We start from the raw sequence: 22,754 nt of genomic DNA, 5'->3' as shown, positions 1-22,754 counted from the left end.
CGCGGTACGCTGTCACCCTGTCCCCCGTCCGGTTTGTGTGACATCCTCTCTCCTCGCCCATCGTTCGATAGAAGGCGACTGACCGACAATATATAAATCATTCTTTAGTAATCCTTACCTCGCATATCTCGAATATAAATTATCAATCAGCCGAACGTTGCATCGTTCGGACCACCATCTCCGAATCGCTATCGAACGGCGGCAATCGAATCGCTCGGGAGACGTTGCTGCCTCTGTTCTCGGTACTTAGGAGTCATCTCAAGAGAAAGCAGTGGCCGCGGCCGTCGATCCAACTACTGCGATTGCTCGATCTGGACTGCTGCCTTCTCGCCTCGTGGCAGCACGCCGAAAACCGGCCCCGCGGAGTCGTTCTCGGGAACGAGCACCTCGATGAGCTCACGCTTGAGAAGTTCGTTCGACGCTTGGGTGGCCCGTTTGGCGGAGAGATCCGTGCTCTCGCTGATGTCTTGCGAAGTCGCCGGACCCTCGATCAGTTCGAACAGCACTACTGCACGGGGCGAGCGTGCTGTCGATTCGACCGAGGCTATCGATACGCCTGACGAACCGCGGATGAAATCGGCATCCGCCGCGGTCTGTTCGTTTTCGATTTCGATGGTTTCGTCGGGCACGCTCTTTCGTACGGACTATCATGTACTAAGTCTATCGCCTTGATCGGCGATAGTTGTAGCAGGTAACGAATGCAGCGAGTCAGGGTTTCGTGGTCGTTCCGCTCACAGGGGACGATATACGACTACCCGGTCGACCGTGGATCGGGCGAACACTCGGCCACTCCAATGCCGTCCAGATCGTCCAGCGATTCGACGACCGTTTCGAGATGGTTTCGACCGCTGCCCGCGACGACGAGTTCGATGGGCGTGCGATTGGGCCTGTCTCCGCGGTCGCGGCGAACGCGCGCCAGTTCGTCGAGTTCGGCCCCGCACTCCTCGATTGCGTCGACGACCGCGGCGACACCGGTCGGCCAGTTGCGAAGTTCGAGGCGCACGGTTGCGTATCGACCACGCTTGAGCAATCCCGAACGCACGAGTTCGGCGTGTTCGCGCAGACCCACGTTGCCGCCGGAGACGACCGCAGCGACGGTCTCATTCTCGACATCGAGACCGTCCGAGAGCAGCGCCGCGACCGGGGCCACGCCCGCGGCTTCGGCGACGACTTTCGCACGCTCAGCGGTCAGCGCCACCGCGGCGCTCAGTTCGTCGTCCGATACCGCAACGACGTCGTCGACGCGCTCGCGGACGACGGCGAACGTCTTTTCGAGCAGTCGTGCGTCGGCGATGCCCTCGGCGACGGTGTCCACGGTCGAAAGCCGGCGAATCTCTCCTTTTTCGAGTGACGGCTTGGCGTGGGCTGCGCCCTCGGGCTGAACGCCGATGACGCGAACATCTGAGTCGTGGGCTTTGAGCGCGGTTGCGATACCCGAAATCAGGCCACCGCCGCCGATGGAGACGATCACCGTGTCGAGATCGGGCAGTTGTTCGAGGAGTTCGCATCCGATAGTTCCCTGTCCAGCGATGATGGCCGCGTCGTCGAACGGGTGGACGAATTCTCGACGTTCCTCGTCGGCGATGTCGAGCGCCCGTTCGTAGGACGCCTCGTACTGCTCGCCTTCGACGATGACGTCGGCTCCGTAACCTCTCGTCGCGTCGATCTTCGCCGCGGGCGTTATCTCCGGGACGACGATTGTCGTGTCGATATCGAGCAACTGTCCGGCGAGCGCCACCCCCTGCGCGTGATTGCCCGCGCTCGACGCGACGACGCCGTTGGCTCGCTCGTCGGCCGAGAGTTGCGACAGCCGGTTGTACGCGCCACGTATCTTGAACGAGCCGGTGCGCTGCATCGCCTCCAGTTTGAGACCCACCGACCTTGCGCCGCTCATGTCGGCAAACGTCCGCGAGGTGTCGAGCGGCGTGCGATGGACGACGTTGGCGATGCGCTCGCGGGCCGCCTCGACATCGGCGAGACTCACGATCTCCGCCGCAGTCAGGTCAGACTCGCCCATCGGCGACGGCGAGGATCGAGTCGGTCAGAACGTCGATACCCGTTTCGAGACTCGCCTCGTCGATGTCGAAGGTCGGCGTGTGGTGGCTCGTCGGGTGGTCGGTGCCGACGATGAGATAGGTCGCGAGCCCACCCTCGTCCTGGACACGCTCCATCAGGAAGGTCGCGTCCTCGCTCGCGCCGAATTCGGCCGATTTGACTGTGGAATCGACGCGTTCCATTCCGTCGGCGACCTCGTAGACGACCTCGGCGAGTTCCGGATCGCTGTCGGCTCTCGGCGACTCGCTGACGATCTTGAAGTCCACGTCGCAGTCGTGGACTTCGGCCGCCGCGTAGAGGGTGCGCTCGAACTCGGTTTTCATGTACTCGCGCAGCGGCGTCGTCTCGCCGCGCACCTCGCCCCAGAGCTTCGCGCGCTCGGCGATGACGTTGCTCGCGCTGCCGGCGTCCGCCCGGCCGACGTTGACCCGTGTCATCCCGTCGCTGTGGCGCGGAGTCCCGTAGATATTCTGGATGGCCGTGGCCATCGCCTGTATCGCGTTGTCGCCCTGCTGTGGAGCCTTGCCAGCGTGGGCGGACGTGCCGATGAACTCGGCGGTGAGGTGACACATCGCCAGCGGCTTCTCGATGCCCGCGACGACCTCGCCGGAGGGATGGTCGAGACCGAGATGCACGGCGAAGAGGTAGTCCAGTCCGTCGGCGAAGCGACTCTCGGCCATCGGGTTCCCGCCGCCCGACTCTTCCTCGGCGGGCTGGAAAAACACGGTGAAGGTTCCCGCAAAGTCGCTCTCCTCGATGGCTTCGAGCACGCCGAGACCGATGGTCATGTGTCCGTCGTGGCCACACGAGTGCATCGTCTCGCCCGTCTCCGAGCGAAAACCCTCGGCCTGTGGGTGGTGGCCGCTCTCGTCGGATTCTTCGATCAACAGCCCGTCGATGTCAACGCGGAGGCCGACCGAAGGCCCTGCTCCCTTTTCGAGGACGGCGACGACGCCGGTGTTGCCGCCCTCCATCTGCGCGAGTAGGTCCTCGTCGACCCCGGCCTCGCGGGCGCGGTCGTACCACGGAGCGAGTTCGGATTCGCCGGGAATGGCCATCCGGTCGTCGGGGTCGTAGGCGTCGGGACCGACCGCGAGTTCGTCGACGCCGATACTCCGGAGCTCCTCGACGAGCGCGGCCGTCGTGCGGAACTCGCGCCACGCCGGTTCGGGAAAGCGATGGAGTCGGCGGCGGACGTCCACGAGTCGGTCGGCTACTGATACTGCCATACCGGCCAATGTCGCCCCACCATCATAATAATGTACGGTTACTGTTGAAGCCATCACGCAAAAGCGATAAGACGGGACCGGCCGACCGCGCGAGTGAGGGATCCATGACCGCCGATACAGATATTCTCGTGCTCCGCGAGGGAACGGAAGGACTGTCGATGGCAGCGTACGCGGATCGACTCCGCGAGCGACTGTCTGAACTGGAGATCCAACTCGCCCGAACGCCGCACGAAGAGCGCGAACTCGTCGAAGGCGCGCGCGTCGTCACCGGCATCGACCTCGACGAGAGCCTGCTGGATAGAGCGGAAAATCTCGAACTATTCGCGTGCACGTTCGCCGGCACCGACCACGTGCCGGTCGATGCGCTCACAGAGCGCGGCGTCGCCGTCACGAACGCCGGCGGCATTCATGCTCCGGGCATCGCCGAGCAGGCCATCGGGAACATGCTCGTGTTCGCCCGACGGCTCCACGAGGGCTGGCGACGCAAGCAGAACCGCGAGTGGCGACACTTCCAATCGGGCGAATTCACCGACAGTACTGTGACTATCGTCGGACTCGGTGCCATCGGGCAGGCCCTCGCCAAGCGATTGCAGGGCTTCGAAGTGGATACCATCGGCGTTCGCTACACACCCGAAAAGGGTGGCCCGACCGACGAAGTGTGTGGGTTCGGCGAGGAGGAGTTCCACGACGCGCTCGCACGGACCGACTACCTCACCATCGCCTGTCCGCTGACCGAGACGACGCGCGGACTCGTCGATGGCGAGGCGCTCGCCACCCTACCTCCATCGGCAGTTGTCGTCAACGCCGCTCGTGGTGGTATCGTCGACACCGACGCGCTCGTGGCGGCGCTCCAGTCCGAAACCATCCGTGGCGCGGCGCTCGACGTAACCGACCCCGAACCCCTACCCCAAAAACACCCGCTCTGGACGCTCGAAAACTGCCTCATCACGCCCCACACGGGCGGGCACACACCCCACCACTGGGAGCGCCTCGCCGACATCGTCGCGCGCAACGTCGAACGCCTCGATTCGGGTGAGGAACTGGAAAACGCCGTTCGCACACCGTGGGAAACGCCTCGATAGGGTTCGATGAGATTCTCGAAGATTCCACGAGAAGACACGTCTCGGTCACTCAGTCGGGTGAGACACCCGGTTCGAGCCGGCGTTGTTCGCCACAGCGAGCGCACGTCCAGGTCATCTGCGGGGGTTGTTCTCGGTGCGAGAGTCCCGCTCCGTCCGCGGTCGTCGTTCCGTCGGGACGGAAGGAATGATGATGGAGCCGACAGACCGCGTCGGGGACGCTCCCCCCGGACGTGGCGAGCCGTCCGCGGAGCGGTTCCGCGCGGGATAGCGTCAGTTCGGCGACCGAATAGACCGCGAGGAAGACGACGCCCACGGTTAGTGACGGAACGGTAAATTCGGCCCCATCGACGATGGCGACGACGAGCGCGAATACACCCACCACTCCGACGACGATCTGGGTGAGTTCCGCGACCGTATAGTACGGATCCGTGAGCACGATTCGGGGCGCGTGTCCGACGAATCCGCGTCGAGAGTGTGGTTTCCGTTTCATCGGGAGCCGGTTTCCGGTTCGCAGTCCGTCCGAGACTATCCGTTCGCCGCCGACGGCCAGCAATCAACCATCCGTTGACGTAATGTACTCTCACCCACCACCGTAATAAATATAATTACAGTCGTCTGTCACGCAAGCCGTCTAGTCGATATCCATCCCTTCGTCGACGTACTTGGTGGTGTGGTCGCCGGATAGGAAGGCTTCGTCGTCGAGCGCCTGTAGATGGAACGGAATCGTCGTCGGAATGCCCTCGATGGCCGCCTCTCGAAGCGCTCGCTTCCCGCGACGGATCGCCTCGTCGCGGTCGATTCCGCTCACGACGAACTTCGCGACCATCGAGTCGTAGAACGGGCTTATTCTATCATTTTCGTCGACCCCATCGTCGATCCTGACGCCGATTCCGCGCGGCGGCCGATAGGTCGTCAACTCGCCCGGCATCGGGGCGAAGTCCTCGCTCGGGTTCTCGGCGTTGATCCGGAACTCGATGGCAGCGCCGCGGTGCTGGATGTCGGACTGGGCGAACTCCAACTCCTCGCCAGCGGCGACGCGGAGCTGCCACGCCACCAGATCGATACCCGTTGCCACCTCGGAGATCGTGTGTTCGACCTGGATGCGCGCGTTGACTTCGAGGAAGTAGAACTCGCCGTTCTCGTAGAGGAACTCGACGGTGCCGGCGTTGACGTACTCCGATTCGGCGATGCCGCGACGCGCCGCCTCGCAGACCGCTTCCCGTTCGTCGGCCGAGAGCGCCGGCGACGGGGTCTCTTCGAGGAGCTTCTGCTGACGGCGCTGGAGCGAGCAGTCACGATCGCCGAGATGGCGGACGTTGCCGTGTTCGTCCGCGATGACCTGCACCTCGATGTGGCGAGGGCTTTCGAGATACTTCTCGACGTAGACAGCCGGATTGTCGAAATACTCCTTTCCCTCTTGGCGCGCTTTCTGTAGCTTCGAATCGACGTCGTCGCCCTCGTCGACGACTTCGAGTCCACGGCCACCACCGCCACCGGTGGCCTTGATCGCAACGGGATAGCCGTGTTCGGTTGCGAACGATTCCACCTCGGCGGCCGAATCGATCGGGTCAGTCGAGCCGGGAACGATGGGGACGCCCGCGCGGTCCATCTGCTGTCGAGCACGGATCTTCTCGCCGAACGTGGTCATGCTGTCGCTCGACGGCCCGACCCAGACGAACTGGCTCTCCTCGACGGCGGCCGCGAAGTCCGCGTTCTCGGCGAGAAAGCCGTAACCCGGATGGATCGCATCAGTATCCACTTGGCGGGCAGCGTCCAGGATGGCGTCCTGGTCGAGATAGCTCTCGCGTGCGGCCGACGACCCGACGTGGACCGCCTCGTCGGCCTGTCGGACGTGCTTTGCGTGCTCGTCGGTGTCGCTATAGACGACGGCCGCGTCGATTCCGAGTTCGTGACACGCCTGAATGACGCGAACGGCGATCTCGCCACGGTTCGCGACGAGTACTTCGTCGAACATCATTCGCGGTTTCGCGCACCACGCGTAAAAGTGATGGCGCTCGGCGGACTCAATTTTGCGGAAAGTATAGGTGGATCGGTCGAGAGAGGTCAACGGACCATGAGCGAAGACGTCATCGAGCGCCGGAGCCTCCCCGAGCCACGGTATACGTACGGTGGGGACGACCACGTGTTCGTCGAACTCGACGAGGCGATGAGTTTCGATGCCAATTTCAAGGCGATGGCGATCACTCAGCAGGTCCGACGGCGTGACATCGACGGGGTCGTCGAGGTGTGCCCGGCGAACGCATCCTACCTGCTCCGATTCGACCCCGACCGCCTGCACCCGGACGCGCTCATCGAGACCTTGGAGGAGATCGCTGCCGATATCGACCTCACGGACTACTCGTGGGACGCCCGGGTCGTCGAGATCCCCGTCCTCTACGATGACCCGTGGACCCACGAGGTGATGATGGATTTCAGGGACAACCATCAGGACCCGGAATCGACCGATCTCGAGTACTCGGCTCGGATCAACGGCTACGACAGCGCCGAGGCGTTCATCGAGGCCCACTCGAGCCAGCCACAGATGGTGACGATGATGGGCTTCGTCCCCGGGCTTCCGTGGATGTTTCAGATGGTGCCCGCCGACCGCCAGATCGAGGTCCCGAAGTACGTCCAGCCGCGCACGAACACGCCGAGCCGCGCGATCGGGTACGGCGGAGCGTTCTCGGTGGTCTATCCGGTCCAGGGCGCGGGCGGCTACCAGCTGTTCGGACGGACGCCGGTCGAGGTGCTCGACGTCGAGCAGTCGCTGTCCGGGTTCGAGGAGTCGATGGTCTATCTCAATCCCGGCGACATCGTCACGTTCCGGCGGATCGACCGCGACGAGTACGACCGGATCCGGAACGCGGTCGAGAACGACAGCTACGAGTACACCACTGGTGATCTGGCCTTCGAGCCGGACGAGTTCTTCGCCGACCCATATGGATACAACGAGCGGGTCGTGGAGGAAGTCGCATGAGCCTCCGTGTCGAAGAGCCGGGACTGTCGACGACGGTCCAGGATACCGGTCGATACGGCCACTACCACATCGGGATGCCGCCCGCAGGTGCGATGGACGAGTTCGCCCATCGAGTGGCGAACGCGCTCGTCGGCAACTCCGAGGACGCCGCAACGCTCGAAATGACGTATTATGGATCCGACCTCGAATTCGAGGAGGACGCCGTCGTCGCCGTCACCGGGGCGGACATGTCGCCCGAACTCGACGGCGAGGACGTCCCGCTCTGGGAGGCCGTCTCCGTCGATGCCGGCCAGACCCTCTCGGTCGACTACGCGACCGCGGGCGCGCGGTCGTATCTCGCCATCGCCGGCGGCATCGACGTCCCCACCGTCATGGACAGCCGTGCCACCTACACGCTCATCGGTCTCGGCGGCTACGAGGGCCGCGAACTCGAAGCCGGCGACGTGCTCTCAGTGGGTGACGCCTCCGATGGATCCAACTTTGTCGGAAACAGCGTCGAATCCGACCATCGCCCGGACTACGCCGACGACGCCTCGATCCGGGTCGTGATGGGTCTCTGCGACTACCGCCTGACCGACGAGAGTAAGGAAGCATTTCTCGACGCCGACTGGTCGGTGACACCCGAGGCCGACCGGGTGGGCTATCGGCTCACGGGACCCGACATCGAGTTCGTCGAGCGCGAACAGCCGTTCGGTGCCGGGGCGGATCCCTCGAACGTCGTGGATCTCGGCTATCCCATCGGCTCGATTCAGGTGCCCGAACAGCCGATCATCCTGATGCGCGATGCCGTCACCGGCGGCGGCTACGCGACGGTCGGGACCGTCATCAGCCCCGACCGTGACCGGCTCGCCCAGCGGCCGACGCACGGGACGGTCGATTTCGAGTCGATATCGATCGACGAGGCGCTCGACGCGAGAAAGGCACAGTCGCGGACTCTCGATGCGATTCGAGATTCTCTCGGCTGAGCGGATAACCGATTGATCAGACGATCTCGGCAAGCGGGGCGAGTTCGATGTCGTGCTCGTCGACCCGGTCGTGGATCGCTTCCAGAATCTCCACGGCGTTCGGCGTGTCGCCGTGGATACAGATGCTGTCGGCCGGAATGTCGATCGTCTCGCCGTTTTCGGCCTCGACCTCGCCGTCCAGCGCGATACTGACGAACCGCTCGGCGACCAGCTCCGTGTCCGGCCGTTCCTTCTCCTGTTCGACGATGACGCTTCGGTCCGGCCGGTAGGTGAGGTCGACGTAGCCCTCGAACACACTCTTGAGATCGTCGAATTCCTGTGCGACTTCGTAGATGTTCATATCGGTCGCCAGATAGATGAGGTCCGCATCCAGTTCGGTGATCCCCTCCATGACGGCCCGCGCGTGGTCGGGACTCTCCGAGAGCATCGAGTACATCGCGCCGTGGGGTTTCACGTGCTGTACCGAGGCTCCGTTGGCGTCGGCGAACGACGAGAGCGCACCGAGTTGGTAGAGCACGTACTCGCGCAACTCCTCCGGGGTCGCGTCCATCTGCCGACGACCGAACCCCATCTTGTCCGGCAGGCCGGGATGAACGCCGATACCGACATCGTGACCGACGGCACGGTCGACGGTTTCGCGCATAACGTGTGGATCGCCGGCGTGGTAGCCGCCGGCGATGTTGGCGGAGGTGATGTAGGGCATCACTTCCTCGTCGCGGCCCATCGACCAGTTGCCGAAGCTCTCGCCCATGTCGCAGTTGATGTCGATCGTCACCATGAGCGAGCATGGCGGCGGGCGATAATCAACCTTGGCCGCCATCACGGAGAGCGGTACACCGATTTGCGACTCGTGGGCGTGCTATCGAGCGCGCCGTGAGCAGTCATCGTCGCGCGGCGGTTTGGAAGGCGAATCGGGAGCAGCGGAGAACGACGTCGCCCGATGGCGTTACGGGATAAATAGCCACGGGAAATATGAAAGAAAAATACCAATAAGGTAATGCGTACACCGGAACGACCAGATAACCGCAAATGAGCGAGAATACCACCATCGAGGCACCGATGCCGGGCGTCTTCTACCGGCGGCCGGACCCGGACGAGGAGTTCTACGTCGAGGAGGGCGACCGAATCGAAGAGGGGGACGTCGTAGGGATGATCGGCGTCATGAAGAACTTCAACGAGATCACGTCCGACGCCGACGGCGTCGTCGAGCGGGTGTTCGTCGAGAACGAAGTCGAGATCGAAGCCGGTCAAGAACTCGTCGAGATCGCGCCGGAATGATTGGTGTATGAATCATGCCCACAGACCACCCCAAAGAGGCGTTTGGCTCGGCGGTCGAGCGCCGCGAGGACGCCGCACTCGTCACCGGCGAGGCCGAGTACACGGCTGACATCTCACTGCCGGGGACGGCCCACGCCGCCATCCTTCGCAGTCGGTACGCCCACGCCCGAATCGAGAACATCGACACGAGCGACGCCGAGGCTCACGACGGTGTGATCGCCGTCTATACCGGTGCGGACATCGATGAGAGCGGGGTTCCGAATGACATCCCGACGGCGTGGCTGCTGCCGGGACTCGTGACGCCCCAGTACAAGATTCTTGCCACCGACAAGACTCGCCACACCGGCGACGGAATCGCCGTCGTGGTGGCCGAGGACCGATATATCGCACAGGACGCGCTCGGTCTCATCGACGTCACGTACGAGCGGCTGGACGCCGTCACCGACCCGGCCGCCGCAGTCGAGGAAAGCGCACCGACGGTTCACGAGGAAGCGCCCGACAACGTCGCCTTCGACTGGGAACTCGGCGACGGAGACGCCGTCGACGAGGCGTTCGAGACCGCCGCACACACGGCCGAGGTGGACCTCGTTCAACAACGGATCATCCCGAACGCGATGGAGCCGCGGGCCGCACTGGCCGACTTCGACACCGCTACCGAGAAGCTGACGCTGTGGATGACGAGTCAGAACCCTCATCTCCACCGACTGCTGCTCTCGACGGGCACGCTCGGCCTCCCCGAGCAGAAAATCGACGTCATCGCCCCCGAAGTCGGCGGCGGGTTCGGCAGCAAGATCTACCACTATCCCGACGAGGCGGTCGTGGCGTGGTGTTCGATGCAGCTCGGACGGCCGGTGAAGTGGCAGGCGACGCGCTCGGAGGGATACGTCACGGACTGCCACGGCCGCGACCACGTGACCGAGGGGGCGATCGCGCTCGACGAGGACGGGAACATTACGGCCCTGCGCGTCGAGACCCACGCCGGTCTCGGGGCGTTCCTGTCGCAGTTCGCCACGGCCACGCCCTCGTATCTGTACGGGACCATCCTTTCGAGCGAGTACGACATCCCCGCGATACACTGCCGGGTCGTCGGGGCGTTCACCACCACGACGCCGGTGGATGCCTATCGTGGAGCGGGACGCGCGGAGGGCATCTACGTGACCGAACGGCTGGTTGACGTCGCCGCTCGGGAGGCCGATTTCGACCCCGTGGAGTTGCGTCGGCGAAACCTCATTGACGCCGATGATTTCCCGTTCGAGACCAGCGTCGCGGTGGTCTACGACAGCGGCGACTACGAGAAAGCGATGGACGAGGCGCTCGATATCGTAGGGTACGACGACCTCCGGGAGCGTCAGGAAGAACTTCGTTCGGAAGGTCGGTATCTCGGCATCGGGGTCGCGTGCTTCGTCGAATCGGCCGGTCTCGCGCCCTCGCAGACGGCCGGCGAACTCGGGTCGCAGGCCGGTCTCTGGGAGAGCGGTCTCGTCCGCGTCCACCCCACCGGGACGGCGACAGTGTTCTGCGGGACGGCCGACCAGGGACAGGGCCACCGGACGACGTACGCCCAGATCGCGGCGACCGAACTCGGCATCCCCTACGAGGACATCGAGATCGTCGAGGGGGACACGGACCAGATCCCGGAGGGCAGAGGGACGTACGGAAGCCGAAGCGCCCCGGTCGGCGGCGGGGCAATCGCCCAGAGCGCCGGAAAGGTGGTCGAGAAAGCGCGGACGATTGCTGCCCACCAACTGGAGGCCGATGTGGGAGACATCACGTTCGAGGAGGGGGCGTTCGAGGTAGCGGGCGCTCCGGAGCGCTCGCTGACGATACAGGAAGTCGCCCAACAGGCGTACCTCGCCCACGACATGCCGGACGACGTCGAACCCGGCCTCGAAGCGACGTCGTTCTACGACCCGGAGAACTTCACGTTCCCCTTCGGGACGCACGTCGCCGTCGTGGAGGTCGACCCGGAGAGCGGCGAGATAGACATCGAGCGGTACGTCGCCGTCGACGACTGTGGCAAGCAGATCAACCCGATGATCGTCGAGGGACAGATCCACGGCGGCATCGCACAGGGCATCGGTGCCGCCCTGTTCGAGGGGGCGGTCTACGACGACAACGGCACGCTGGTGACCGGCTCGATGCAGGATTACACCGTTCCCAAGGCGGGCCAGCTCCCGAATTTCGAGACGGGGACGACGGAGACGCCGAGCCCACACAATCCCCTCGGGGTGAAGGGTGTCGGCGAATCGGCGACCATCGCCGCCGAACCGGCGATGGTCAACGCCGTGGTCGATGCGCTCGAACCGTTCGGTATCGACCACCTCGACATGCCGCTCACCCCGGAGAAGCTCTGGCGGGCCACGAACGAAAACCCGTAGATTTCGCTCGTTCGTTCGAGAACGATGGAGTGAAAATTCCGCTGTCGATTCCGAGGACGTCGAACGGTCAGTGGCGGCCGCTCAACCCATCCGGCTGATCGCCTCGATAACGATGTCGAGTCCCACCTCGGCCTGTCTCTCGGTGACCACGAGCGGTGGAAGCAGTCGAAGCACGGTTCCGTGGCGACCCGCAGTCCAGACGAGCACGCCGTGTTGATAGCAGTACTCCTGAATGTCGTTCACGGTCTCCTGCATCGGTTCGCCGTTCGAATCGCGGAACTCGGCCCCGATGAACAGCCCCTTTCCGCGGACGTCCGCCAGAGACGGTGTCTCGGTCGCCGCCTCTCGGAGGCGCGAGCGCATGTAGTCGCCGACCTCGGTGGCGTGAGTGAGTAAATCGTGCTGTTGGATGTACTCGATGGCCTTCATGCCGCCGACCATCGCGGGGGCGTTGCCGCGGAACGTGCCGACGTGGCCGCCCGCTTCCCAGGTATCGTACTTCTCGTGATAGAGCATCGCGCTCAGGGGCAATCCCATGCCGCCGATTCCCTTCGCCATCGTGATGGCGTCGGGGGTGACGCCGTAGTGGTCGGCGGCGAACCACTCGCCGGTTCGACCCATGCCGGCCTGAATCTCGTCGACGACAAGCAGGAGATCGTTCGCCTCGGTGATCTCCTTGAGACCGGGCAGGAACTCCTCGGGCGGGACGATGACGCCGCCCTCGCCCTGAATCGGCTCAACCCAGATGCCGGCCGGGTTAGATAGCCCGCCGTAGGGGTCCTCGACCAGTTCCCGTACCTCCCGGAGGGCGTGTTCGACCTCGTTTTCATTGCGAGGGTAGGGGGCGTAGGCGACGTCGGGAAGGAGCGGCGCGTAGTCGTCTTTGTATTTCTTGCCGGCGGTCAGACTGCCGGCACCGGCGGTCGTGCCGTGATACGCTCCTCGGAAACTGATCATTCCCGTGCCGCCGGTGTTGTACTTCGCCAGTTTGATCGAGCCTTCGATCGCGTCGCTGCCGGTGGGACCGCCGAAGATGACGCGGTTGTTGCCCTTGAGATTGCCGGGAGCGATCGAGTCGAGTTTCTCGATGAGTTCGAGGCGCGCCTCGGTCGGGAAGTCGATGGTGTGTGTCACGTCGTCCAGCTGGTCGTGGACGGCCTCAAGGACGTAGGGGTTCGAGTGGCCGACGTTCAGCACGCCGATGCCCGCGAAGAAATCGAGGAAGACGTTCCCGTCGGCGTCGCGTATCGTCGCACCCTTCGCCTCGTTGATGGCGATGGGGATGGCCTTCGGGTAGGCGACGGCGCTGCTGTCGATCTCCCGTTGGCGGTCGAGGAGCTCCTTCGAGTTCGGCCCGGGGATTTCGGTAGTGATCTCCGGCTCTTCGGCGAGATGAAGCGTCTCTATCGGCTGACTGGCGACCATAGCGGAACACGGTTGCAAACAGTAGTAAATCTTTTCAGGTGCTTTTCGGGCGATGATACATCGTCCTTCGACGGGGACGGATATCGAGGTCCGATTCGATCCTCAGTCTTCGAGCGAGTCGAGCGAACCGGTCGGGTCGTCGACCGTGCCGCTCGACGCCTTGACCGAATACAGATAGAAGACGACCCCGAGCAGCGCCCACGTGAGGACGATCAGCCACTCGTACGGCCACACCAGTGCTGACGGACCACCGGGGAGATAGAGCGTGACGAAAAACGCCGTCAGAATCACCCCGAAGACCCCGACGGCGTAGCCCGCCGGGACCGAGTACGGGCGTTCCATTCCCGGCTCTCGATACCTGAGAACGAGGAACGACACCGTCACGAAAAACCACGCCGTAACGATGCCCAGCCCACCGGCGTTGACGACCCACGTGAGCATCTGCTCGCCGAACAGCGTCGCCAGGCCGGCGATCGAACCTACGAGCACGACCGCCCTCCCGGGCGTGTCGTACTCCGAGTGGACGTTCGCCAACGATCGGGGGAGCATGCCCGCCTCCGCGAGGGCGAATATCGCGCGGCTCCCGCCGATGATGAAGGCGTTCCAGCTGGTGAGGATGCCGGCGATACCCGCGAGCGCCATCAGCTGTCCCACCAGCGGACTATCGAACAGGGTCGCCATGGCCGCCGCAGCGGGGAGCGTGCTCTCGGCGAGTTCCGCGCCCGGAAGCGCTCTGCTCGTGCCCCAGATGACGGCGATGTAGAACAGGGCGGCGAGAAACACGGACGTGAAGATGAGCTTGCCGAGCGAGTCCGGCGCGATATCGGCCTCTTCGGCCGACTGCGGGATGACGTCGAAGCCGACGAACATGAACGGCGTCATGAGAACGACCGCGAAGATCCCCGCCGTACCGGACGTGAAGGCCGGATCGGATGAGGGCTGTCCGAAAGGAACGGCCCCGAAGATGAGCAGCAAGCCAGCGGCGCCGATGACGATCGTCATGATGATCTGGAACTGTGCTGCGACCCGGATCCCGCGGTAGTTGAGATAGGTGATCCCGACCGTTGCCAGTAGCCCGGCGAGGATCCACGTCCCGTAGACGGGTTCGCCGGCGATGCTCCACAGTTCGAGCGTGTTGAAACCGGGAACGACGTACGCCAGCGCCGACGGGAACGCGACCGCCTCGAACGCCGCCACGGTCACGTAGCCGAAGATGATCGCCCACGTGCAGATGAACGAACCAGTCGACCCGAGCGCACGGTGGCTGTAGACGTGTTCGCCCCCGACGAACGGCATCGCCGACGCGAGTTCGCCGTAGATGATCGCGACGACCCCGACCAGCAGACCACCGAGCAGGAACGCGATGATTGCGCCCGTCGGCCCGGCCTCGTTGATCCACGTTCCCGAGAGGATGATCCATCCCCAGCCGATCATCGCGCCGAACGCCAGTACCAGCGTCTCGCGCTTCGAGAGCACCTTCGCCAGACCGCTGTCACGTGACTCGGCCATGCTTTATGCCACTACTCCCACCGGATGCCGGTCGTCGAAGTTCGAGTCAACACGTGTCATAGCTCGGTTCTGCTGTCGGGGAGGAATCGGACGGGTATAGTTGTTTTCGCTCGCCGATAGCACGACCAGTACCGTCGGAGAGCGTTTGAACGACAGTTTCGAGCTCTTGGGCGGCAAGCTTGCCGAGATGAACGAAGCAGTTCGTGTCGGGAGCAACGGAACGGCCTACCGAGATCGCAGTAGCATCGGGAATCGAAGGGATGAGGGCCGATTCGTTGCTGCTTCGCCACGAACGGGTGGCAGTTCGTTCGAGTGCACGGTCGCTCCAATGGAGATTTGGCCGATCTTGGCCGACGATAGACTCACTGCCGGGCGTTCGGCGAGGTGGATGCGCCGTTCTTGAGCCGGTCGAGATCGCGCTGGAGGCTCACGAGTTCGGCACGCTGGGCCGCGAGGTTGGCGATGTGCTCGTCGAGTTTGGCGATCGCCTCCCGAATCTCCCCGTCGAGCGAGTCGAGGTCACGCTGTCCGGCTTCGATGCGCGCACGCCGGATGTGTTTGCAGTCGGCCTCCCGATACATGAAGTCCGGGCAGGTACAGGAGGGTGTTCGGACGTCGACGAGATACTCCCGTCCTGCCTCGCTGTAGACTCGGTAGATGTCGGGACCGTACTCGATGACAGTCAACTGTTCGGAGAGAGCCCGTCGGTCCCGCTTGTCGATCTCGTGTTTGAACGGTCGCGTCGCGAGCGCTTCGTCGTATGTGGATGACGTACTCATGGTTCGGTTATTCGGGCACAGAACCCTCGCTTTCGATCGTCTCTGCACCTCGCCGTCGTGTTCGGTGCATCGACGAGTCGGACGGTGCGTTTCGTCCCTTCGAACGTTCGGTCCCTACGATTGCTACCATACGATGAAGGACGTGACCGACCGGGATAAGCCGGCGCTAACAGCACTGTGAAAGTGAACCCGATGAGGCTGAGATGGGCGAAATCATTCGATAGTGGCTGTGATTCGGGTGTCAACGACACATTCACCGCACCGAGAGGGAGCGGGCGACGGAGGAGAATCTTCCGTCCGTTCGGAGCGTCTGGATCGTCGGGAAGACTCCGGCAACGGCAGTTTTTTGCTCTAGCGGTCGGACGACAGTTCGTGCGACCAACTGTCACACGCCGTGATTTCCTCGCGATCGCCGGGACGGCCGCTCTCGCAACCGGGACGGCCGGGGCCAACGAAACACCCACGGAAACCGTCACGTTCGCCACCTACAACGTGGTCGACCTCCGCACCGAGCAGGTACAGTCGCCCGGCGACGAGCAGGCGGCCGCCGCGGCGCGCGTCATCCAGGAGGTCCGGCCGGACGTACTGGTGCTCAACGAACTCACCAACAATCGTCAGGCGAATCGGGTCAACGACGTCCCGTCGTCGCCCTCGAACGCACGCGCGTTCGTCGACAACTATCTCAGCGTCCCGCAGCGCTCCGACCTCCGAGGCATCGACTACTCAGAAACAGTCATGCCGAAGACCAACACGGGCGTCGCCAGCGACCTCGACCTCGACAACAATGGCGAGGTGGACGACACGCCCGGTGATCGCACCTACGGCAACGACGCCTACGGGTTCGGGGAGTTTCCCGGCCAGTACGGACTGGCGGTTCTCAGCCGATTCCCCATCCAGCGGGACGCGATCCGCACGTTCAGAACGTTCCTCTGGAAGGACATGCCCGACAGTCTGCTTCCACGGGACCCGAATACCGAGATGTATCTCTCGGCCGCCGAAGCCGACGAGTTCCGCCTCTCGTCGAAGACCCACATCGACGTTCCCGTTGCGGTTGGCGACGAAACCATCCACGCCTTGAGCGCCCATCCCACGCCGCCGGTCTTCGACGGCGAAGGGAACTTCAACGGCAAGCGCAATCACGACGAGATCCGCCTCCTGGCGGATTACGCTGCCGGTGCCGAGTATCCCTACGACGACAGCGGGAGGCAGGGCGGTCTCGACGGGGACGACTCGTACGTCCTGATGGGAGACATGAACGCTGCGCCCGGCGACGAGGAGAGTCTCAACGCTGCCACCAGTTACTTCGTCAGGAACGACGACGGGTTCATCGCGCCGCCGTTCCCGACGAGTCCCGGCGGCGCGGCGAAGAACGGACCGCGCTCTGCGTTCTGGACCGCCGAGTTCGAATCACAGGTCGACTACGTACTTCCCTCGCCCGACCTCGGCATCGAGCGCTCGGCGGTCGTCTGGCCGAGCGAGAGAACAGACGAGCGCGGCCTGCTCGAAGCCGTCCGTACCGCCTCCGACCACCGGCTCGTCTGGGCGGACGTCCCCGTCGACGAACCGGAACCGGACGACGAACGCGGCGCGAACGACGAGGACGACGACGGCGACGGGCACGTTGACGAAGACGACGAGGGCGATGGCGGTCCATCGAACGACGACGATGACGGGGATGGAGCCATCGATGAGGACGACGAACCCGACGACGGCGACGACGGCTCGGACGATTTCGACGGCGACGCCGAAGACGACGATGACGGTGACGGCCACTACGACGAAAACGACGAACACGACAGCGGAAACTCGGACGACGTCGACAACGACGGCGACGGAGCGGTCGACGAGGACGACGAAAACGACACCGACGACTAAGTCGGGGGCCGCTGCGGTCGCATCCGGTTCGAATTCTCGTATCGTACGCAGTACCTGCATTTCGACGGCTCGACACGGACGGGAAAGCGCCGTTCGCGTACCGCAGTTCAGGTCGAGAACAGCTTCCGGGGGAACTCGGCGAGCGTCTCCGCGCCGGTCGCAGTCACGTGAAAGGTCTCGCTGATCTCGACGCCGACGTCGTCCTGCCAGATACCCGGAATCATGTGGAAGGTCATGTCCTCCTCTAAAACTGTTTCGTCGCCGGGCCGGAGGCTCGCGGTGTGTTCGCCCCAGTCGGGCGGGTAGCCAAGCCCCATCGAGTAGCCGATGCGGTCCTCCTTCTCGATGCCGTACGACTGAATGACCTCGCGCCACGCTTTCTCGACTTCCTCGCAGGTGGCACCCGGTTCGGCGGCGTCGAGCGCGGCGTCGATGCCCTCGACGACGATTTCGGCGGTCGTAGTCAGTTTTTCCGGTGGGTCGCCGACGAACGTCGTGCGCGCGAGCGGCGAGTGATAGCGATTCCGACAGCCAGATAGCTCGATGATGACCGGGTCGCCCTCCTCGAAGCGTCGGTCGGTCCACGTGAGATGCGGCGTTCCCGTATGATCGCCCGAGGGAAGCAAGGGAACGATCGAGGGATAATCACCGCCGTACTCTTCGGTACCCTCGATGAGCGCCGAATAGATGGTCTCGGCGACCTCGTACTCGGGCACGCCCTCGCCGACCGCATCCAACCCTGCTTCCATTGCATTTTCGGAGATGCGCGCCGCCTGCCGCATGTAGTCGAGTTCGGCTTCCGATTTATAGATGCGAATCCAGTTCACGAGTAGCGTCGTGTCCTCGAAACCCGCTTCGGGAAGTCCCTCGCGCAGGCGCTGGTAGGATTTCGCGGTGAAGTAGTAGGCGTCCATCTCGACCCCTATTTTCCCCTCGCCGACGTCAAGGTCCGCCAGCAGATCGGCGACGTAATCCATCGGGTGGAGGTCGTACGGCGAGTGTACGTGATCATCGCTGTACGAGTGAATATTTTCCTCGGCGAGCCATGTCGTCGCCTGCGCCCCGAGTTGGTCCATGCCGCGGCCGACCCACACGGGTTCGTCACGCTCGTGGGTGACGATGACCGCCTGCGGGACGTAGAACGACCAGCCGTCGTAGCCCGCGAGGTAGTTCATGTTCGAGGGGTCGGTCACCACCAGTGCATCGAGCCCCCGCTCGCGCATGCGCTCTTTCGTCCGCTCGATACGCCGCTCGTACTCCGTTCGTTCGAATACACCACCGGGCATGAGTCTCTCTCACGCCCTTCGGCGAATCGCCTCATAAATTTTGTGTACGTCGGAAACGGATTTCACGGTAATCGACCCATTACCCACCAACTCGGATACGGTTTCTGTGGATACCAGCCATACTAACTGTGGACAAGTTATTTACGTCCGTTCGCCGTGGCCTCCTTCATGGTCGATAGTCCACCCATCGGCGACTTGCATTTCGACGATGCACCGAACGTCGGGAGCGTTCCCGGACCGGAATCGCAGGAACTGCTCGACAAGCAGCGCGAAATCGACAGCAGCGCCGTCGCCTATCCCGAGGACATCCCCGTCGCGTTCGATGAGGGCAAGGGCGCGACGGTGCGGGACGCCGACGGCAACACCTTCATCGACATGTTCGGCGGCATCGGCGTGCTCAACGTCGGCCATGCCAATCCATATGTGTTGGAAGCAGTCCACGAACAGGCCGACAAACTGGTTCATACTGTTGATTTCCCGACCGAGGCGCGCCTCGAACTCATCGAGAAGCTCGACGAGATAGCGCCCGGCAACCTCCAGGGCAACAACCGCGTCGTCTTTGGAGGACCGACTGGCAGCGACGCCATCGAGGCGGCCATCAAACTCGCCAAGTACAACACCGGTGGTGACGGTCTCATCGCCTTTCGGGGGGCCTACCACGGCGCGACCAGCGGCGCGCTCAGCCTCACCTCGAACACCGGGGCGAAGGAGCACTACACGCCGCTGCTTTCCGATGTCGTACACGCCCCCTACCCGAACCCGTTCGAACAGGGAAAAGCTCCCGACGAGGCCGTCGAACACGCACTTGAAGAGGTCACGGCCATCGTCGAGGACCCCTATGGCGGACTTGCCAACCCCGCAGGCATCTTCGTCGAGCCGATTCAGGGCGAGGGCGGCGTCGTCGTCCCACCGGAGGGATTCCTCGCCGGACTCCGCGAGATCGCCGACGAGAACGACCTTCCCCTGATCTTCGACGAGATTCAGGCCGGCATGGGTCGGACCGGCGAGTGGTGGGCCGGCGAGCACGAGGGCGTCACGCCCGACATCATGACCACCGCGAAGGCTCTTGGAGGGATTGGCTTCCCGCTGTCGGCGACCATCTACCGCGAGGACCTCGATACGTGGGGATCGGGCGACCACGCCGGCACGTATCGTGGCCACGTCGTGGCGATGCGGGCCGGCAGCCGCGCCATCGAGTACATCCAACAGCACGACCTGCTCGCCCACGCGCGCGACCTCGGTGCTAACATCCGTGCGCGCCTGCGAGAGATCGCCGACGGCAACAGCCATCTCGGCGAAGTCCGAGGGAGAGGACTGTTCGTCGGTGCGGAGTTCGTCGACGGGGACGGCAATCCCGATTCCGATCTCGTGGATGCGATCCAGCAGTACTGCTACGAACACGGCGTCCTCGTCTGGACCGCCGGCCGCCACGGCAACGTCCTCCGACTGTTGCCGCCGCTGGTGCTCACCGACGACCTCGCCGACACCGCCCTCGACGTCGTCGCCGACGCCATCTCCCACGTGACGACGGCCGAGCAGCCGACCGCCTGACGATGCCCGAACGCATCGTCACCGACGACGCGCCGCGCAACGACAACCCCTACTCGCAGGCCGTCAGCGCCGGTGACACACTATACGTGTCGGGTTACGGCCCGGTCGATTCTGCTGGCGAGGAGGTCGCGGGCGCTGTTGAAGCGCAGACCGAGCAGGCCCTCGAAAACGTCGAGCGCACCGTCGCGGCCGCGGGCGGGTCGCTTGCCGACCTCGTGAAAGTGACCGTCTATCTCACCGACCTCGACGACTACGACGCGATGAACGACGCCTACGGAGCACGCTTTGGCGCGACACCGCCGGCTCGCGTCTGCGTCGAGGTCTCCCGCTTGCCGGGCGACGTCGCCGTCGAGATGGATGGCATCGCGTTTCTCGGCGACCGATAAGCACCGAACGCACTCCTCTCCGACGGCGGACGACGATTTCTCCGATAATGTGAACCGCGACGGCACGGACCGCGTGATTAACACGAACCGTTTACACCGGGTACGAATTCCCGCAAGATTTAACAGGGTCTTTCCCGATGGAGTGATAGAGGGACGCAAATGACACGGTACATCGGCACACTGTTCGGCGGCAGCATCGAATCGAACCTCGGATACGGGACCGACCCGAGCGGGTCGGACACACGCTCACCTCGGGGTCGGACGGAACCGAGACGACCGGGGAAGCGCCATCCGGAAACCGTCGGTTCCGAAACGGGGCGTGAGACACCGTGAGCGACGCCGAGATGGGGATGGTCGAGGAGTTCCGCGACGAAGTCGACCCGATAGTGTTCACCTTCGGCGCGGGCCTCGCGGTGTTGTTCATCGTGCTGTTTTTAGTGGCCCCCGACACGTTCGTCGGGGCCGTTAGCGGGTTGCAGGCGCTCGTGCTCGACAACTTCAACTGGGGCTACCTCGTCGTCATGCTGTTTTTCCTGATCTTCCTCGGCTTCCTCATCGTCGGGCCGTGGGGAAATCTCACGTTCGGCGACGAGTCGCCGGAGTACAGCTACTTCTCGTATTTCGCAATGCTCTACTCGGCGGGGCTCGCGGCTGGCACCGCCTTCTGGGGGCCGACCGAGGCACTCCTGCACTACGGCAGCGTCCCGCCGCTGTACGGCGGGGTCGCCGACGCGTCGGCGGCCGCGATACCGATCGCGGTGCAGTATTCGGCCTTTCACTGGATGTTCACCCAGTACGTCGGCTTCACCCTCTTCGGTATCGGCATCGGCTACTACGTCTACAACCACGGCGCGCCGCTGCGCGTCTCGTCGATTCTGACGCCCTTTATCGGTGCCGACAGCATCAAGGACAGCAACTGGGCGACGCTCGTCGACGTGCTGGCGGTGTTCGCGACGCTCGGCGGCGTGGCGACATCGCTCGGGTTCATCGGCCGACAGTTCCTCACCGGACTCGATTATCAGTGGGGTATCGACCTCGGCAGCACGGGGACGATACTCGTCATCACCGGGATGACGGTGCTCTTTACCGTCTCGCTGTTGCTCGGCGTCGACAAGGGCATCCGTCGGCTGTCCGACTTCAACATGGTGCTCTTCTTCGTGTTGATGGTCGCCACGCTCATCGTCGGCCCGACCGTATTCATCCTCCAGACGTCGGTCAACGCGATGAGCGGCGTCATCACCGACTTCTTCAGCATGAGCCTCTTTCTCGATACGGCGAACAACAACGCGTGGGCCAACAGTTGGACGGTCTTCTTCTGGGCGTGGCCGCTGGCGTGGTCGCCCTTCGTCGGGCTATTCATCGCGCGCATCTCGCGCGGGCGCAGCGTCCGTGAGGTCGCCTTCACGGGCACCGGCGCGATGGCGCTGGCGTCGGTGCCGTGGTTCCTGATCCTCGGCACCGCCGGCACGTGGCTCCAGCACACCGGGCGGGCGAACATGCTCGGTCCCATCAACCGCCTCGGCGAGTCCGTCTCGGGCTACGTGCTCTACAGCGCGCTGCCGCTCGGGTCGCTGCTGCTCGTCGGGTTCGTCGTCCTCGTGGTGACGTTCTTCGTCACGTCGGCTGACTCGTCGTCGCTCGCGCTGGCGATGTTGACCACGGGCGGCAAGGAGAGTCCCTCGTCGATCAGCCGCGTCTTCTGGGCCGTCTTGCTGGGTGCGGTCGCGGCGGTGCTCATCCTCATCGGCAAGGCGAACGCCTTCCAGTCGGCGGCCGCCATCACCGCGCTCCCGATCGCCATCCTCGGTCTCGTGACCGTCATTGGGCTGACGAAGTCCTTCCGCCAGCAGTACGGCAATCTCCTGCTGCGAGAGGAAACGGTATTGTTCGGAACGAGCAGCCGCTCGGGCAGCCAGAGTCCGTCCGATACAGGGGCTACGGAAGACGACTGAGGGCGAAGTCGCCGTCACCGTCGATAC

General features: G+C 63.9%; 20 protein-coding genes. 10 read left to right on the top strand and 10 right to left on the bottom strand.

All coding sequences use genetic code 11. The features are described from left to right. Positions 1-293: 293 nt before the first annotated feature. The 3 genes from ACP97_RS03835 to ACP97_RS03825 all read right to left on the bottom strand — a co-directional run bounded on the left by ACP97_RS03835 (position 294) and on the right by ACP97_RS03825 (position 3,284). Entirely contained in the window at positions 294-629 is a 336-nt protein-coding gene (locus ACP97_RS03835) for a hypothetical protein (protein WP_049996514.1), read from the bottom strand. Positions 630-751: 122 nt separating this feature from the next. After that, a complete protein-coding gene (gene ilvA, locus ACP97_RS03830; RefSeq protein ID WP_049996513.1) occupies positions 752-2,017 on the bottom strand; it encodes a threonine ammonia-lyase in 1,266 nt (421 codons plus the stop codon). Next, positions 2,004-3,284: an amidohydrolase gene (locus tag ACP97_RS03825; protein WP_049996512.1), complete on the bottom strand. Its 1,281-nt coding sequence runs from the start codon at positions 3,282-3,284 to the stop codon at positions 2,004-2,006. Before ACP97_RS03825 ends, ilvA begins: the two co-directional genes overlap by 14 nt. 104 nt (positions 3,285-3,388) lie before the next feature. Between ACP97_RS03825 and ACP97_RS03820 the strand changes: the two genes are divergently transcribed. Next, positions 3,389-4,366 (top strand): NAD(P)-dependent oxidoreductase, encoded by a 978-nt coding sequence (locus tag ACP97_RS03820; RefSeq protein ID WP_049996511.1) that lies wholly within the window; start codon positions 3,389-3,391, stop codon positions 4,364-4,366. Positions 4,367-4,415: 49 nt separating this feature from the next. Here ACP97_RS03820 and ACP97_RS03815 read toward each other — a convergent pair whose 3' ends face one another. Further along, a complete protein-coding gene (locus ACP97_RS03815) occupies positions 4,416-4,856 on the bottom strand; it encodes a hypothetical protein (protein WP_049996597.1) in 441 nt (146 codons plus the stop codon). A 141-nt stretch (positions 4,857-4,997) separates the two neighbouring features. After that, the gene (locus tag ACP97_RS03810; protein ID WP_049996596.1) at positions 4,998-6,341 is read right to left on the bottom strand and encodes an acetyl-CoA carboxylase biotin carboxylase subunit; all 1,344 of its coding nucleotides are present in this window, start codon (positions 6,339-6,341) and stop codon (positions 4,998-5,000) included. Between the two features lie 99 nt (positions 6,342-6,440). On the opposite strand from ACP97_RS03810, the gene ACP97_RS03805 reads away from it, so the two are divergent. Further along, the gene (locus tag ACP97_RS03805; protein WP_049996595.1) at positions 6,441-7,343 is read left to right on the top strand and encodes a 5-oxoprolinase subunit B family protein; all 903 of its coding nucleotides are present in this window, start codon (positions 6,441-6,443) and stop codon (positions 7,341-7,343) included. Next, complete coding sequence (locus tag ACP97_RS03800; RefSeq protein WP_049996510.1) at positions 7,340-8,308, top strand: 5-oxoprolinase subunit C family protein; 969 nt, start codon at positions 7,340-7,342, stop codon at positions 8,306-8,308. Before ACP97_RS03805 ends, ACP97_RS03800 begins: the two co-directional genes overlap by 4 nt. Before the next feature lie 16 nt (positions 8,309-8,324). On the opposite strand, the gene ACP97_RS03795 is transcribed toward ACP97_RS03800, so the two are convergent. After that, on the bottom strand, positions 8,325-9,086 hold the full coding sequence (locus tag ACP97_RS03795; RefSeq protein WP_049996509.1) for a LamB/YcsF family protein: 762 nt from the start codon (positions 9,084-9,086) through the stop codon (positions 8,325-8,327). Between the two features lie 251 nt (positions 9,087-9,337). On the opposite strand from ACP97_RS03795, the gene ACP97_RS03790 reads away from it, so the two are divergent. Next, complete coding sequence (locus ACP97_RS03790; RefSeq protein WP_049996508.1) at positions 9,338-9,586, top strand: acetyl-CoA carboxylase; 249 nt, start codon at positions 9,338-9,340, stop codon at positions 9,584-9,586. 14 nt (positions 9,587-9,600) lie between these two features. After that, complete coding sequence (locus tag ACP97_RS03785; protein WP_049996507.1) at positions 9,601-11,964, top strand: xanthine dehydrogenase family protein molybdopterin-binding subunit; 2,364 nt, start codon at positions 9,601-9,603, stop codon at positions 11,962-11,964. 81 nt (positions 11,965-12,045) lie between these two features. Here the strand turns inward: ACP97_RS03785 and ACP97_RS03780 are convergent, their stop codons facing one another. The 3 genes from ACP97_RS03780 to ACP97_RS03770 all read right to left on the bottom strand — a co-directional run bounded on the left by ACP97_RS03780 (position 12,046) and on the right by ACP97_RS03770 (position 15,677). Then, on the bottom strand, positions 12,046-13,389 hold the full coding sequence (locus tag ACP97_RS03780; protein WP_049996506.1) for an aspartate aminotransferase family protein: 1,344 nt from the start codon (positions 13,387-13,389) through the stop codon (positions 12,046-12,048). 102 nt (positions 13,390-13,491) lie between these two features. Then, on the bottom strand, positions 13,492-14,898 hold the full coding sequence (locus tag ACP97_RS03775; protein ID WP_049996505.1) for an APC family permease: 1,407 nt from the start codon (positions 14,896-14,898) through the stop codon (positions 13,492-13,494). Between the two features lie 362 nt (positions 14,899-15,260). After that, complete coding sequence (locus ACP97_RS03770) at positions 15,261-15,677, bottom strand: SWIM zinc finger family protein (RefSeq protein WP_049996504.1); 417 nt, start codon at positions 15,675-15,677, stop codon at positions 15,261-15,263. A 372-nt stretch (positions 15,678-16,049) separates the two neighbouring features. On the opposite strand from ACP97_RS03770, the gene ACP97_RS18950 reads away from it, so the two are divergent. After that, positions 16,050-17,552 (top strand): endonuclease/exonuclease/phosphatase family protein, encoded by a 1,503-nt coding sequence (locus tag ACP97_RS18950; protein WP_202593550.1) that lies wholly within the window; start codon positions 16,050-16,052, stop codon positions 17,550-17,552. Between the two features lie 107 nt (positions 17,553-17,659). Here ACP97_RS18950 and ACP97_RS03760 read toward each other — a convergent pair whose 3' ends face one another. Continuing rightward, the gene (locus tag ACP97_RS03760) at positions 17,660-18,838 is read right to left on the bottom strand and encodes a M24 family metallopeptidase (protein WP_049996503.1); all 1,179 of its coding nucleotides are present in this window, start codon (positions 18,836-18,838) and stop codon (positions 17,660-17,662) included. A gap of 168 nt (positions 18,839-19,006) precedes the next feature. Here ACP97_RS03760 and ACP97_RS03755 point away from each other — a divergent pair, with 168 nt between their 5' ends. From ACP97_RS03755 to ACP97_RS03745, 4 genes are all read left to right on the top strand, one after another. Beyond that, entirely contained in the window at positions 19,007-20,389 is a 1,383-nt protein-coding gene (locus ACP97_RS03755; protein WP_049996502.1) for an aspartate aminotransferase family protein, read from the top strand. 2 nt (positions 20,390-20,391) lie between these two features. Then, positions 20,392-20,775 (top strand): RidA family protein, encoded by a 384-nt coding sequence (locus ACP97_RS03750; RefSeq protein ID WP_202593549.1) that lies wholly within the window; start codon positions 20,392-20,394, stop codon positions 20,773-20,775. A 159-nt stretch (positions 20,776-20,934) separates the two neighbouring features. Further along, positions 20,935-21,108 carry a hypothetical protein gene (locus ACP97_RS19765; RefSeq protein WP_154019943.1) on the top strand — a complete coding sequence of 58 codons (174 nt, stop codon included), beginning with the start codon at positions 20,935-20,937 and terminating at the stop codon, positions 21,106-21,108. Positions 21,109-21,119: 11 nt separating this feature from the next. After that, positions 21,120-22,727, top strand: a complete 1,608-nt coding sequence (locus ACP97_RS03745) for a BCCT family transporter (protein WP_049996594.1) — start codon at positions 21,120-21,122, stop codon at positions 22,725-22,727. Positions 22,728-22,754: the final 27 nt, after the last annotated feature.

Origin of the sequence: Halococcus sediminicola, from assembly GCF_000755245.1 — an archaeon.
GTDB classification, from domain to species: Archaea; Halobacteriota; Halobacteria; order Halobacteriales; family Halococcaceae; genus Halococcus; species Halococcus sediminicola.
This window is presented reverse-complemented; position numbering and strand designations above follow the sequence as displayed.

Bases quoted from the DNA above. Each gene is read 5' to 3' on its own strand.
- ACP97_RS03820 (WP_049996511.1), top strand. From the start codon at position 3,389: ATGACCGCCGATACAGATATTCTCGTGCTCCGCGAGGGAACGGAAGGA.
- ACP97_RS03755 (WP_049996502.1), top strand. From the start codon at position 19,007: ATGGTCGATAGTCCACCCATCGGCGACTTGCATTTCGACGATGCACCG.
- ACP97_RS03775 (WP_049996505.1), bottom strand. From the start codon at position 14,898: ATGGCCGAGTCACGTGACAGCGGTCTGGCGAAGGTGCTCTCGAAGCGC.
- ACP97_RS03810 (WP_049996596.1), bottom strand. From the start codon at position 6,341: ATGTTCGACGAAGTACTCGTCGCGAACCGTGGCGAGATCGCCGTTCGC.
- ACP97_RS03785 (WP_049996507.1), top strand. From the start codon at position 9,601: ATGCCCACAGACCACCCCAAAGAGGCGTTTGGCTCGGCGGTCGAGCGC.
- ACP97_RS03770 (WP_049996504.1), bottom strand. From the start codon at position 15,677: ATGAGTACGTCATCCACATACGACGAAGCGCTCGCGACGCGACCGTTC.
- ACP97_RS03795 (WP_049996509.1), bottom strand. From the start codon at position 9,086: ATGGTGACGATCGACATCAACTGCGACATGGGCGAGAGCTTCGGCAAC.
- ACP97_RS03800 (WP_049996510.1), top strand. From the start codon at position 7,340: ATGAGCCTCCGTGTCGAAGAGCCGGGACTGTCGACGACGGTCCAGGAT.
- ACP97_RS03750 (WP_202593549.1), top strand. From the start codon at position 20,392: ATGCCCGAACGCATCGTCACCGACGACGCGCCGCGCAACGACAACCCC.
- ACP97_RS03825 (WP_049996512.1), bottom strand. From the start codon at position 3,284: ATGGCAGTATCAGTAGCCGACCGACTCGTGGACGTCCGCCGCCGACTC.
- ACP97_RS03745 (WP_049996594.1), top strand. From the start codon at position 21,120: ATGGGGATGGTCGAGGAGTTCCGCGACGAAGTCGACCCGATAGTGTTC.
- ACP97_RS03815 (WP_049996597.1), bottom strand. From the start codon at position 4,856: ATGAAACGGAAACCACACTCTCGACGCGGATTCGTCGGACACGCGCCC.
- ACP97_RS03805 (WP_049996595.1), top strand. From the start codon at position 6,441: ATGAGCGAAGACGTCATCGAGCGCCGGAGCCTCCCCGAGCCACGGTAT.
- ACP97_RS03780 (WP_049996506.1), bottom strand. From the start codon at position 13,389: ATGGTCGCCAGTCAGCCGATAGAGACGCTTCATCTCGCCGAAGAGCCG.
- ACP97_RS03790 (WP_049996508.1), top strand. From the start codon at position 9,338: ATGAGCGAGAATACCACCATCGAGGCACCGATGCCGGGCGTCTTCTAC.
- ACP97_RS03760 (WP_049996503.1), bottom strand. From the start codon at position 18,838: ATGCCCGGTGGTGTATTCGAACGAACGGAGTACGAGCGGCGTATCGAG.
- ACP97_RS19765 (WP_154019943.1), top strand. From the start codon at position 20,935: ATGACACGGTACATCGGCACACTGTTCGGCGGCAGCATCGAATCGAAC.
- ilvA (WP_049996513.1), bottom strand. From the start codon at position 2,017: ATGGGCGAGTCTGACCTGACTGCGGCGGAGATCGTGAGTCTCGCCGAT.